Here is a 12,449-nt window from a genome sequence, read left to right as displayed (position 1 = left end):
GCCGCAGCCGCGTCTGGTCCCGTACGCGGTTGCGGCCGCCATGGCCCTTTCGAAAAGCCAGAGGAGTTTTGGAATGGATCGCTCGATCGCCCTGCGCGGTCTGGGAACGCTGCTGCTTGGCGCGGCCCTCGCTGGCTGCGCCTCGGTTGCGCCCTTGCCCTATTCGGAGATGGCGTCCTCGGCCTATATGGCGCCGGACAAGTCGGACGCCTCCGGCCGCGTGCCCTACCGCTATTCCACGCCGGTCGATTGGCGCGCCTACAATAAAGTGATCCTCGAACCTGTCGTGGTCTATCGCGGCCGGGATCACCAGTTCGCCGATATGTCCGACAAGGACAAGGCGGCGCTCGCCGCCTACATGCAAACCCGTTTCGCTGAGCGGCTGCGCGGCCGCTTCATGCTGGTGCGCGAGCGCGCGCCGAATACGCTGCGGATACGGCTGACGCTGACCGGCGCCGTCACCAACACGCCGGTGCTCGGCACGCTGTCCCGCTTCGACGTCGCTGGCGCCGTCTATAACGGCGTACAGGCCGCGCGTGACGGCGAGGGGACGCTGACCGGCTCGGTCATCTACGGCGTCGAGATCTTCGACGCCGCGACCTCGCGCCTGATCAGCGCCTACGTCACCAAGCAATACCCCGGCGCCTACGACATCAAGGCCAGCGTCGGCGCGCTGGCGGCTGCCAATGCCGGCGTCGACAAGGGCGCCGACGCGCTGATGGCGCAACTGAACTGACGCCGCAACCCAGTCAAGGAAGGCTGCCGCTGATGAACTTTGTCATTCGCTTCGTGCTGCGCGTCGCCATCACCATCGTGATGATGGCCTTCGGCGACCGCGCCGGTGCAGTCACGCCCAATGATCCCAGCGGCACCTGGCTCGTCGAGGACGGCCGTGCCCGCATCCGTCTGGAGCGCTGCGGGCCTTCGCGCGACCGCATCTGCGGCTTCATCGTCTGGATGAAGGAACCGGCCGACAAGCGCGGCCAGCCTTATCGCGACAGGGAAAATGCCGATCCCGACAAGCGCGCCCGCGCGCTGCTCGGTCATCAACTCATCATGGGCCTGCAGGCGACGCCCGAGGGCCGGTTCGCCGGCGACATCTACAATGCCGAGGACGGCAAATCCTACTCGGTCTCGATCTGGCGCGAATCCGGCGACCGCCTCAAGCTCAAGGGCTGCCTGATCAAGCTGTTGTGCCAGACCCAGACCTGGCAGCAGACCCTCGACGTGCAGCCCGGCCAGCTGGTCGGTCTCACCGGAGATCTCAACGGCCCCCGCGCCGACAAGGAATGGGCGCAGGTGCCGGCCCCGAAGCCGACGCAGGCGAAAGCAAAGTAGCGGCGTCGATCAGCTCAACCCCGCCCGCCGGAACCCTTCCAGATAATGCTCGCGATCGGCATCGTTCGCCCACGGCAGCTGCGTCGCGATCCAGTGCAGCGAGATGCGGGGCTGGGTGCGGCGGAGTTCCTGCAGCGCCATCTCCGCAAGCGCGCTGTCGCCGGTCATGCCGGCGGATACCGCGAGCACGCGATAGGCGCCGGTAAGGTCGCCGCGATGGCGGATCGCCTCGCGCGCGAGCGCGATGGCCTCGTCGTAGTGCCGCTCGGTGAAGCGCGCGTAGCCGGCGATACCGTAATAGATCGCCAGCGACGGATCGCGCGGTGAGAGCCTGATCGCTTTTTGCGCCGCCTCGAACGAATCGTTCGGTCGTCCGGCATAGGACAGCGCCAGCGCGTAATAGCCCTGCGCCAGCGAGAAGTTCGGATTGAGTGTGAGCGCCTGTTCGAACTCGGACAGCGCATCCGCAAGCCTGCGCGTCGAGAAGCAGACGCTGCCGAGCGCGGCATGCGCCCAAGCATCCTCGTGGTCGCAGCGCACCGCGGCGAGGGCTGCGGTCTCCGCGATCGGTGCCGTCGTGGCCAGCTCAGCCCAGCCGAGATGCACGCCGAACATGTGGCTCGCCGCCAGTACCGACAGGGCCTGGCCGTAATCCGGGTCGATCGCGATCGCGCGCTCGAGTAGCTTCTGCGCCGCGACATGATCCTGCGGCGTCACCCGCCAGTAATGCGACAGCGCCCGCATCAGCAGGTCCCAGGCATCCAGGCTCGACGGCGGCTTGCGGTGAGCGCGAAAATTCTCCGCGGCATGGATCTGCGGCTCGATCGCCGCGACGATCCGCTCGGTGATCTCGTCCTGCACGGCGAAGACGTCGACCAACTCGCGGTCGTAGCGCTCGGCCCAAAGGTGACTGCCGGTGGTGGCGTCGTTGAGCTGCGCGGTGATGCGCACGCGGTTGTCCATCTTGCGCACGCTGCCCTCGACGATGTAGCGGACGCCGAGCTCCTCGGCGATCTGCTTGATGTGGACCGCGCGTCCCTTGTAGGTGAAGGACGAGTTGCGGGCGATAACCATGAACCAGCGCTGCTTCGACAGCGCGGTGAGGATGTCCTCGCTGATCCCGTCGCCGAAGTATTCCTGGGCGGGATCGCCGCTCATGTTCTCGAAGGCGAGCACCGCGATGCCAGGACGGTCCGTCACGACGCGCGCGGGGGCAGACTTGGCCTCGGCCGGCGCAGGCGTTGCTGCCACCTCATCGCGGACTTCGCCGACAAAGCGAAAGCCCTTGCGCGGGATCGTTTTGATCAGCCGCTGCGTCGCGCCGTCATCGCCAAGCGCCTTGCGCGCGGCGTTGATCCGGCTGTTCAGCGCGGAGTCCGAGACGATGCGGTCGCTCCAGATCTGGCTGATCAGGTCATCCTTGCTGACCACCCGGGCGCGCTGGGCGACCAGATAGAGCAGCAGGTCGAACACCTGCGGCTGCAACGGAACAGCCGCGCCGTCGCACGTCAGCTCGCGCAGATCGCCGTCGAGCACATTGTTTTCAAAGAGAAATCGCACGTTTCTGTCGTCTCAAGCAAAAATCAAAGTCGTCTCAGGCGAAAATCAACCGTCCGCGAAAGTCAGGGGACGTCTGATGCGGCATGGTGCAGCGACCAATGAAGTGCCGATGTTTTGGCACAACGGAGCTGTTTATGACCCAAATTGATCACCAGGTTCATTCCCTGGGCCCCGACGTTTCGGGCTCGAAAGTTTTCAAGTTCATCGCCTTTCTGTACGGAATTGCGGCATATCTCGTGTTTTTCGTCACCATTCTCTACGCCATCGGCTTCGTCATGGGGCTGGTGGTGCCGAAGAGCATCGACACCGGAACCGACACGCCGACGGCTGAAGCCGTCATCATCAATCTCCTCCTGATGGCGCTGTTCGCGGTTCAACACAGCGTGATGGCGCGCCAGCGCTTCAAGGCGTGGTGGACGCAATTCGTCCCCAAGCCGGTCGAGCGCTCGACCTATGTGCTGCTGGCGAGCCTGTCGCTGCTCCTCCTGTTCTGGCAATGGCGTCCGTTGCCATCAGTCATATGGGACGTCGGCAATCCGGATCTTGCCGTGACGCTGGTCACGCTGTCGTTGGCGGGCTGGGCGCTAGTGTTCACCTCGACCTTCATCATCAATCATTTCGAATTGTTCGGATTGCATCAGGTGACCAACAACCTCGTCGGTAAGGCGGCGTCGCCGCCGCGCTTCAAGACGCCGCTGCTCTACAAATTCGTCCGTCATCCGATCTATCTCGGCTTCATCATCGCCTTCTGGGCGGCACCGGTCATGACCGTTGGTCATCTGCTGTTCGCGGCGGTGACCACGATCTACATCCTGCTCGGCATCGCGCTGGAGGAGCGCGACCTCGTCGCTCTCTTCGGCGACGAGTACCGGCAGTACAAACAACGGGTGTCGATGCTTATTCCCTGGCGGAAGTCAGTATAGGCGTCGCCTCTCTCAACGTGCGTCCGCCGAACGGAGGATGTGCTCGCGGACTTCAATTTCATTCAGGAGATACTCAGATGAAACATGTCGGAAACTGCTTCTGTGGCGCCGTCACGATCGAGGTCACGGGCGAGCCCGCGGCGATGGGCTACTGCCACTGCCGCTCCTGCCGCTCGTGGTCGGGCGGACCGGTGAATGCCTTCAGCCTGTGGAAGCCCGAGGCCGTGCGCATCACCGAGGGCGGCCAGCACGTCGAGACCTTTGCCAAGACGCCGCTCAGCCAGCGAAAATATTGCAAGAAGTGCGGCGGTCATCTCATGACCAACCACCCGCCGCTCGACCTGATCGACGTCTTCACCGCAACCATCCCCACGCTCGCCTTCGCACCCGGCGTCCACGTCAACTATTCCGAGACCGTGCTGCCGATGCGCGACGGCCTGCCCAAGCTGAAGGATTTTCCGGCCGAGTTCGGCGGTAGTGGTGAAATGATGCAGGAGTAAGAGTCCTTCCTCTCCCCGCAAGCGGGGAGAGGAAGCTTTCATTTCATCCCAGCGCGCCGGAATCCTTCGAGATAGTGCGCGCGATCCTCTTGCCGCAGCATCGGCAACTCGCGCATGATCCATGCGAGCGAAATGCCGGGCTGGGTGCGGCGCAATCCTTCCAGCGCGGACGCAGCGAGCGCGGGATCACCCAGCATACCGGCCGCCGCCGTCAGCACGCGGTGCGCGCCGACGAAATCGGCACGCTGCCGCATCGATTCGCGCGCCATCTGCATGGCGTCCTCGTAATTGTGCCCGATGAACTGGGCGTAGCCCGCAACGCCGCAATAGATCGCCGCGAGCGGATCGCGCGGGCTCAGCTGCAACGCGCGCCGGGCAGCCGCATCGCCGTCCTGCCACCGCCCTGCGTAGCATAGCGTCACGCCATAGAAGGCGTGCGCCATCGCGAAATTCGGATTGAGTGTCAGCGCCAGCTCGAACTCCGCCAGCGCGTCGTCGAAGCGGCGACGGAACAAATAGGTGTAAGCGAGACCGTGATGGGCCCAGGCATCCTCGCGATCGGCTTCCACGGCTGCTAGCGCCGCGCGCTCTGCAATCGGCACGGTCGCGGCCATGTCGCCCCAGCCCATATGCGCGCCGAAGATGTGGCTGGTGGCGAGCAGGCCGAGCGCCTTGCCATAGGCGGGATCGATCGCGATCGCCTGTTCGAGCAGGGCCTGGGCCGATGCATTGTCCTCGCGCGTAATGCGCCAATAATGCGACAGCGCGCGCATCAGGAAGTCCCAGGCATCCAGGCTGCCCGGCGGCTTCTGCTGGGCGCGAAAGCTCTCGGCGGCGTAGAGTTGCGGCTCGATCGCGGCGACGATGGCTTCCGTGATCTCGTCCTGCACGGCAAAAATGTCGGCGAGATCGCGGTCGTAGCGTTCGGCCCACAGATGGCTGCCGGTCGAGACGTCGTTGAGCTGCGCCGAGATGCGCACGCGATCGCCGCTTCGCCGCACGCTGCCTTCGACCACGTAGCGCACGCCGAGTTCGCGGGCGATCTCGTGGATGTGCACGGCGCGGCCCTTGTAGACAAAGGACGAGTTGCGCGCGACCACGAAGAACCAGCGCAGCTTCGACAGCGCAGTGATGATGTCTTCGCTGATGCCATCGGAGAAATAGTCCTGCTCGCGGTCACCGCTCATATTGGTGAAGGGCAGCACGGCGATCGCGGGCCGGTCGGGCAGTGCGAGCGTCGCCTGCGACGCAGTGACGCTGCGGCGCGGTTCCGGCATGGCAGCGCCAAGCTTGGTCTCGACGTCGCCGACGAAGCGAAAGCCCTTGCGCGCGATGGTGCGGATCAGGGTCTGGCTAGCACCGCTGTCGCCGACCGCCTTGCGTGCCGCATTGATCCGGCTGGTGAGGGTGGATTCGGAGACGCTGCGGCCGTGCCAGATCTTGTCAATCAGCTCGTCCTTGCTGACCACCCGGCCGCGGTTTTCCATCAAATGGACGACCAGATCGAAGACCTGCGGTTCCACGGATACGGGAACCTGCTCGCGGCTCAGCTCGCGCCGGTCAGTATCAAGAAGGTGATCCCGGAACAGAAACTGCACGTCGAAAACTCAAGCCTCACAACGACATCAAACAATGATGAAATCAAAAATGGAATTCGAACTGAGTCTGTAAGTCCGCTGGAAGGTCTGCTTGGTTCACCGCGACGCCAGATGGCTGCTATGCCATTTGCGGGGAGGAATACAACCTGAATTAGAATGTGGCGGTTTCGGTCAGTTTGTCGCGGTCTAAGCTCTCTCTCGCCATTCCGGGCGCCGGAAGCGCGAGCCTGGAATCCATCATGCGGCAGGCGATGTGCAGGCGATGTGAAGGAATCGATTCCGGGTTCGCGCTAAGTGGCGTACCCCCGAATGAGGGAAGTAGCGGCTTTGTCCATTGCCGAACATCGCGGCCTGCGTAAGCTGTCGCCCACACAAAACGCCAACCATGAAGAAACGCCCCATGCCCGCCTTCCCCGCCTCTACCACCGTGATCGACTCCATGCTGTTTCGCGACGCCTTCGGCACGCCACAGATGCGGGAGGTGTTTTCCGACGTCGCGCTGGTGGCACGCTATGCCGAGGTCGAGGTGGCGCTGGCAAAGGCAGAGGCGAGATGCGGGGTGATCCCGCAGGAGGCCGCCGATCAGATCGCGGCGCGGACTGACGCGACCTCTTTCGATTTCGATCTGCTGCGGCAGGAGACCGACATCGTCGGCTATCCGATCCTGCCGCTGGTGCATCAGATGGTGAAGCAATGCGGCGAGGCCGGGCGTTTCGTTCATTGGGGCGCCACCACGCAGGACATCATGGACACCGCCGTGGTCCTGCAACTGCGCGCAGGCTTCGACATCATCGAGCGCGACATCGCCGAGCTCCGCAAAATTCTTGCCGACCTCTCCAAGCGCCATCGCGATACGCCGATGGCCGGCCGCACCCATCTCCAGCAGGCGCTGCCGGTGACGTTCGGCTACAAGACCGCGATCTGGCTTGCGATGTTCGACCGCCACGCCGAGCGGCTCACGCAATTGAAGTCGCGCGTGCTGGTCGGCCAGTTCGCCGGCGCCGCCGGCACGCTGGCTTCGCTAGGCGGCAAGGGCTTTGAGGTGCAGGAGGCGCTGTGCGCCGAGCTGAAGCTCGGCGTTCCCGCCTCGACCTGGCATGTCGCGCGCGACGGCTTTGCCGAGGCCGTGAACTTCCTTGCGCTCGTCACCGGCTCGCTCGGCAAGATCGCGCTCGACATCATGATCATGGCCTCGACCGAATTCGCCGAGGTCTATGAGCCCTTCGTCAAGGGCCGCGGCGCCTCCTCGACCATGCCGCAGAAGCGCAACCCGATCTCCTCGGAGCTGATGCTCGCGGCGTCCAAGGCGGTGCGCCAGCACGCGGGGCTGATGTTAGATGCCATGGTGCAGGATTTCGAGCGCGCCACCGGTCCCTGGCACGCCGAATGGATGGCGATCCCCGAAAGTTTCGTGCTGACCGCCGGTGCGCTGCACCAGGCCAAATTTGCGCTTGGGGGCCTCATCGTGGACGAGACGAAGATGAACGACAATCTCGCCCTTAGTCGCGGCCTGATCGTGGCCGAAGCGGTCATGATGGGGCTCGCGCCGCAGATCGGCCGGCAGGAGGCGCATGACGTGGTCTATGACGCCTGCCGGCTCGCCAACGAGAAGGGTCTTACGCTGGCCGATGCGCTGTCGGCCGATCCGCGCGTCTCGGCCAGAATCGATCGTGCAAGCATCGAGGTGCTGACTTCACCGAAAAATTACCTCGGCCTTGCGCCCGCCATGGTCGACCGGGTGCTGAATTCGGCAACGCGTTGAAAACCAAAATGCGTGAAACTGCGTATCTTTCGTAAGCTCCAATCTTTCGTAAGCTCCAAGACGCTCGTACACTTGTGTCTCGCGATGCTAGACTTAGATTGAACGAGAGATTTTCGACAGAGGACCCGGCATGACCGAGCAACGCAATTCCCCCACTCCCATCGATCCCGTGAAACTCGACCGCTTGGCCGAGGTGGCGGTAAAGGTTGGATTGGGCTTGCGGCCGGGACAGGACCTTCTTCTGACGGCGCCCGCGATCGCGCTGCCGCTGGTGCGGCGGATCGCTGCGCACGCCTACAAGGCCGGCGCCGGCATCGTGACGCCGATCCTCTCCGACGAGGAGATGACGCTGGCGCGCTATCGCCACGGCCACGACAACAGTTTTGATCGCGCCGCCAACTGGCTCTACGAGGGCATGGCGAAGGCGTTTTCGGACAACACCGCGCGGCTTGCCGTCGTCGGCGACAATCCGATGCTGCTGTCGAACGAGGATCCTTCCAAGGTGGCGCGCGCCAGCAAGGCCAATTCCATCGCTTATCAGCCGGCGCTGGAAAAAATCGTCAATTTCGACACCAATTGGAACATCATCGCCTATCCGAGCCCGTCCTGGGCGAAACAGGTATTCCCCAACGATCCCGAAGAGGTCGCGATCAGCAAGCTCGCGGATGCGATCTTCGCGGCGTCCCGCGTCGACCGCGAAGATGCGATGAGCAATTGGGCCAGCCACAATGCGGTGCTGCGCGAACGCACCAACTGGCTGAACGGAAAACGTTTCCGCGCGCTGCAATATTCGGGGCCCGGCACCGACCTCACCATCGGGCTCGCCGACGGCCATGAATGGGAGGGCGGTGCCTCGCTCGCCAAGAACGGCATCAACTGCAACGCCAACATTCCGACCGAAGAGGTCTTCACCACACCGCATTGCCGGCGGGTCTATGGCCATGTCGTGAGCTCGAAGCCGCTGTCCTACCAGGGCACGCTGATCGACAACATCGCGGTGCGCTTCGAGGACGGCAGGATTGTCGACGCCAAGGCCTCGCGCGGCGCGGAGGTCCTGAACAAGGTGCTCGACACCGACGAGGGCGCGCGCCGGCTCGGCGAAGTGGCGCTGGTGCCGCATTCCTCGCCGATCTCGCAGAGCGGGCTGTTGTTCTACAACACGCTGTTCGACGAGAATGCGGCATCCCACATCGCGCTCGGCCAGTGCTACTCGAAATGTTTCGTCAACGGCGCGCAGCTCACGCCGCAGCAGATCGCTGCGCAAGGCGGCAACCAGAGCCTGATCCATATCGACTGGATGATCGGCTCGGTCGAGACCGACATCGACGGCATTCTGGCCGACGGCAGCAAGGAGCCGGTGTTCCGCAAGGGCGAGTGGGCGAAGTAAGGCTGCCGCTCGTCATGCCCGGGCTTGTCCCGGGCACCCACGTCCGTGGTGCCGCAAAGCCCAACCGCTGGCGTCAAGCGCCTCACGCCGCCGCGTTGCGCAGCATCAGGTTGTTGTCGATGCTGAAGCGGTTGAACAGCGTCGTGAACGGACTGCCGTCGGTGGTCGGCACGATGGCGTCGGAAGCCGCGACCGCGTCGTAGTGCGCGCCGACCGGATCATCCGGCTCCGACAAGTCGAGCGCGCCGCGGATATCCTCGCGGACATCGTTGACCTCATCCTCGTCATCGAGCGTCGCTTCCAGCGCGGTCGCCGCGCGTCGCATCTCCGCAAGGTCGCCGCCGGCGGAGAATTTGAGGATGTCTCGCCAATAGGCTAGCTTCGCGCATTTTGTCGCACCCCGGAAAAGATGGGTTCATATGCGCGAATCTGCAGGGAAATCGCGACGTTAACCGCTTCGCACATGCAACTTGCGGCTGATTTTCGGGGCCTGCGTAAGAAAGAATTAAAAACCGGCTACTAGCGTTCCAAACATCTTTCGAAACAATCCGGGTCCGCCCCGGGCCAGACTTATTCTATTTCCCGGGGAAGCATATGTCGCGCGCGTTGATTGAAATCGGTAGTTGCAATGTGGATCTCGAGCTGCGGCCGATCGAGCCGGCCTGGATCATCGAGGGTAACCCGGTATCGCGCTCGCACATCCTGTCCACCAGCGACGACGGCACTTCGTCGACCATCATCTGGTCGTGCACGGAAGGCCGCTTCAACTGGTACTATGATTTCGACGAGACGATCATGATCCTGGAAGGATCGATCGTGCTCGAGAGCGATGGGATGCCGCCGAAACGCTATGGCGTCGGCGACGTTATCTTCTTCCGCGACGGCGCGCACGCCAAATGGCATGTCGAGGGCCATGTTAAGAAGATCGCCTTCTGCCGCAAGACCAACCCGGCGCTGATCGGCTTCATGGTCCGCGTCGTCAACAAGCTGAAGCGGATGTTCCTCTCGCCCGGCGAGCGCCGCCCCGCAACCCTGATGGGTGCCGGCTAAAGCATGATCCGGAAAAGTGTGAAGCGGTTTTCCGAAAAGATCATGCTCAAACAATAGCGTTTCAAAGGACGCTTCCCAGCGGCCACGACGGAAGAGGGGGCGGGACCAACATCCCGGCCCCTCTTTCCGTCATGACGGCGGCGCGAGCCGGTAGACATCGGTGGCGGTCTGCGCGAACAATGCGGTCTTCTCGGCCTCGCTCAAGGGTGCTGCGATGCGCTTGAAGGCGTTGAAGATCACCTGATAGCTGCACTGGCCCTTGTCCGGCGGGAAATTGCTCTCGAACATCGCGCGCTTGGGCCCGAACGCCTCGATGCAGGTCTCGACATAGGGCCGCCAGGCCGCGGCAAGCTCCTCGGATGACGGCGGCCTCTCGCGCAGATGGAAGTCATAGCCGAGCAGGCACATCGCGAGACCGCCAAGCTTCACGACCACGTTCTCGCATTTTGCGATCTCGCGGATCGAGGCGCGCCATTGCGGGAAAACCTCCTCGCGCCGCGCCGCGAATCGGCCGATTCCGGCCGGCCCGCCACAATGATCGAGCACGATCCTGGTGTCGGGGAAGGCGCGCGCGAGCTCAGTCAGTTCGCCGATCTGCGGATGAAACAGCCACGCATCGAAGCTGAGGCCAAGCGGCGCAAGGCAGGCAAAGCCCTTGCGGAAGGTCGGATCCTGCAGAAGACCCTTCGGCCTGTTTGCATACATGCCGGCGACGGCGGGGTCTTCGTCCCAGGCCGAGGAATGGCGGATGCCACGGAAGCGGCCGTTGCCGGCAGCGATTTCCGCCTCCAGCACCGGCTTGGCCGCATCGCCGAGCAGAAGATTAACGTGGCTGACGATGCCGGCGCAAATCGCGGCATTGCCGTAGCCGCCGCTCGCGCTCATTGCGGCGACGCCGTTGGCGAACTCGACCTCGCCCACGGGCCGGAATGCCTCGGGTCCGTGCGCGCGGTACATCGAGCGGCAGTCGACATAGACGGTCGCGATGATGTTGTGGCCGGATGCGATATCGGCCGCCATCTCCTCGATCAGATAGCGATGACCGCGATTCCAGAGATGGTGGTGGGGATCGACGATTGGCCGTGCGGGATCGATGATCTCCTCCCGATGCAGCGCGAGCCAGTCCTCGCGCGGCTCGACGAATAGCCCGCTCGTATTGGCGGGCAGACCACTTGCAGCCATCGGCGTTGGCTCCCTCTCCAGTTTTTTGTGGAGGGAGCCTAGCACCTCGTCCTCACATGCAGGAGCGCGTGTCGCTCAGAGCACCACGGCAGCGGCGGAGGAGGTGCGCTCCCTCTCCCGCTTGCGGGGGAGGGCTGGGGTGGGGGTGTCTCCACAGAGAGATTCCCACAGTGGATAGAACCCTCACCCGGCGCGCGAGGGCGCGCCGACCTCTCCCGCAAGCGGAAGAGGTAAGTGAGCCCGCGGCCCGCGTCAGACCCCGTCGAGGATGATGACGGTCGGCGTCGACGGCAGCGTATCTCTCGATATCCGCAAGGAACGCTCGGTGCGCCGGTCGATCTCGAATTGCTGGCCGATCAGGCGCATGAACTCGTCGAGCGGGGTGGCGAAGCGGTGCATCGGCAGCACCACCGAGGCCCGCAGCCGCTTGGTGATCTCCGAGACGCCATCGAGCGACATGGTGTAGGTGCCGTCGATCGGCACCATCACGATGTCGAGCCGCCCGATCTGGGCGAAATGGCTGTCGTCGAGCTTGTGATGGAGATGGCCGAGATGGCCGATGCAGAGGCCCGCGACCTCGAAGATGAAGATCGAGTTGCCGTCACGGATCATGTCGGAGCCGGAATCGTCACCGAAATAGCGGCGGATGTCGGTGGTGACGTTGCGGATGAACGTGTCGCCGATGCGCTCCGAAACCACCGCGGGCTTGCCGTCCTCGCCCCAGCCATGCAGCACGTGGGGAATGCGCTTGTCGGGATATAGAGAGTAGTGGGTGCTGTGGGCCCGGTTCATGGTGACAACGTCGGGCAGCCGGCCGACCTGATAGGCGCCGCTATAGTCGGTGGCGATACGCAGGCCGCCCGGTGTGTCGATGAAATAGGTGGAATGGCCGGCATAGGTGATCTCGACCTCCGCCGCGGCTGCCGCCTGCCGGAACACGACCGGCATGGCGCGGGGCGCGGCATTTGCCATCGCCAGGCATTCGCTGCGCGGGGGCTGCTGGGCGAGGGCAGGGGAAAGGGTCGCGCCGAACAGGGCCAGGGCCGCCGAAACTAGTCGCCACATATCCGTCCCCGATGACTTCAGGGGAAAGTCTAGCGTGCAATGCAGCGCGTGGCCAACAGGACGCGATCAACAGCGCGTCAGCGT

12 protein-coding genes are annotated in these 12,449 nt (G+C 63.8%); 7 read left to right on the top strand and 5 right to left on the bottom strand.

Features of this window, described 5'->3' with window-relative positions; genetic code table 11:
• The first annotated feature begins 73 nt into the window (after positions 1–73).
• Both ACPPVR_RS39640 and ACPPVR_RS39635 read left to right on the top strand, forming a co-directional pair.
• Complete coding sequence (locus ACPPVR_RS39640; protein WP_426611902.1) at positions 74–736, top strand: DUF3313 domain-containing protein; 663 nt, start codon at positions 74–76, stop codon at positions 734–736.
• 32 nt (positions 737–768) lie between these two features.
• Complete coding sequence (locus ACPPVR_RS39635; protein WP_426611901.1) at positions 769–1,338, top strand: DUF2147 domain-containing protein; 570 nt, start codon at positions 769–771, stop codon at positions 1,336–1,338.
• 9 nt (positions 1,339–1,347) lie between these two features.
• Here ACPPVR_RS39635 and ACPPVR_RS39630 read toward each other — a convergent pair whose 3' ends face one another.
• Entirely contained in the window at positions 1,348–2,898 is a 1,551-nt protein-coding gene (locus ACPPVR_RS39630; RefSeq protein WP_426611900.1) for a winged helix-turn-helix domain-containing protein, read from the bottom strand.
• Between the two features lie 134 nt (positions 2,899–3,032).
• On the opposite strand from ACPPVR_RS39630, the gene mddA reads away from it, so the two are divergent.
• A complete protein-coding gene (mddA, locus tag ACPPVR_RS39625; RefSeq protein WP_426611899.1) occupies positions 3,033–3,821 on the top strand; it encodes a methanethiol S-methyltransferase in 789 nt (262 codons plus the stop codon).
• 77 nt (positions 3,822–3,898) lie between these two features.
• Positions 3,899–4,321 carry a GFA family protein gene (locus ACPPVR_RS39620; RefSeq protein ID WP_426611898.1) on the top strand — a complete coding sequence of 141 codons (423 nt, stop codon included), beginning with the start codon at positions 3,899–3,901 and terminating at the stop codon, positions 4,319–4,321.
• Positions 4,322–4,359: 38 nt separating this feature from the next.
• On the opposite strand, the gene ACPPVR_RS39615 is transcribed toward ACPPVR_RS39620, so the two are convergent.
• The gene (locus ACPPVR_RS39615) at positions 4,360–5,919 is read right to left on the bottom strand and encodes a winged helix-turn-helix domain-containing protein (protein ID WP_426611897.1); all 1,560 of its coding nucleotides are present in this window, start codon (positions 5,917–5,919) and stop codon (positions 4,360–4,362) included.
• Positions 5,920–6,319: 400 nt separating this feature from the next.
• Here ACPPVR_RS39615 and pcaB point away from each other — a divergent pair, with 400 nt between their 5' ends.
• Both pcaB and ACPPVR_RS39605 read left to right on the top strand, forming a co-directional pair.
• Positions 6,320–7,681: a 3-carboxy-cis,cis-muconate cycloisomerase gene (gene pcaB, locus ACPPVR_RS39610; protein ID WP_426611896.1), complete on the top strand. Its 1,362-nt coding sequence runs from the start codon at positions 6,320–6,322 to the stop codon at positions 7,679–7,681.
• Positions 7,682–7,811: 130 nt separating this feature from the next.
• Positions 7,812–9,068: an aminopeptidase gene (locus ACPPVR_RS39605; protein WP_426611895.1), complete on the top strand. Its 1,257-nt coding sequence runs from the start codon at positions 7,812–7,814 to the stop codon at positions 9,066–9,068.
• 82 nt (positions 9,069–9,150) lie between these two features.
• Here the strand turns inward: ACPPVR_RS39605 and ACPPVR_RS39600 are convergent, their stop codons facing one another.
• Complete coding sequence (locus ACPPVR_RS39600; protein WP_426611894.1) at positions 9,151–9,393, bottom strand: hypothetical protein; 243 nt, start codon at positions 9,391–9,393, stop codon at positions 9,151–9,153.
• Positions 9,394–9,662: 269 nt separating this feature from the next.
• Here ACPPVR_RS39600 and ACPPVR_RS39595 point away from each other — a divergent pair, with 269 nt between their 5' ends.
• Positions 9,663–10,118, top strand: a complete 456-nt coding sequence (locus tag ACPPVR_RS39595; RefSeq protein ID WP_426611893.1) for a cupin domain-containing protein — start codon at positions 9,663–9,665, stop codon at positions 10,116–10,118.
• A 129-nt stretch (positions 10,119–10,247) separates the two neighbouring features.
• Here ACPPVR_RS39595 and ACPPVR_RS39590 read toward each other — a convergent pair whose 3' ends face one another.
• Together ACPPVR_RS39590 and ACPPVR_RS39585 are read right to left on the bottom strand one after the other, a co-directional pair.
• Complete coding sequence (locus ACPPVR_RS39590; protein ID WP_426611892.1) at positions 10,248–11,300, bottom strand: amidohydrolase family protein; 1,053 nt, start codon at positions 11,298–11,300, stop codon at positions 10,248–10,250.
• Between the two features lie 252 nt (positions 11,301–11,552).
• A complete protein-coding gene (locus tag ACPPVR_RS39585) occupies positions 11,553–12,365 on the bottom strand; it encodes an MBL fold metallo-hydrolase (protein WP_426611891.1) in 813 nt (270 codons plus the stop codon).
• Positions 12,366–12,449: the final 84 nt, after the last annotated feature.

Origin of the sequence: Bradyrhizobium sp. McL0616, assembly GCF_049993385.1 — a bacterium.
Classification (GTDB): Bacteria; Pseudomonadota; Alphaproteobacteria; order Rhizobiales; family Xanthobacteraceae; genus Bradyrhizobium.
The sequence above is the reverse complement of the archived record's forward strand: the minus strand, read 5'-3'. Positions and strand labels throughout refer to the sequence as shown.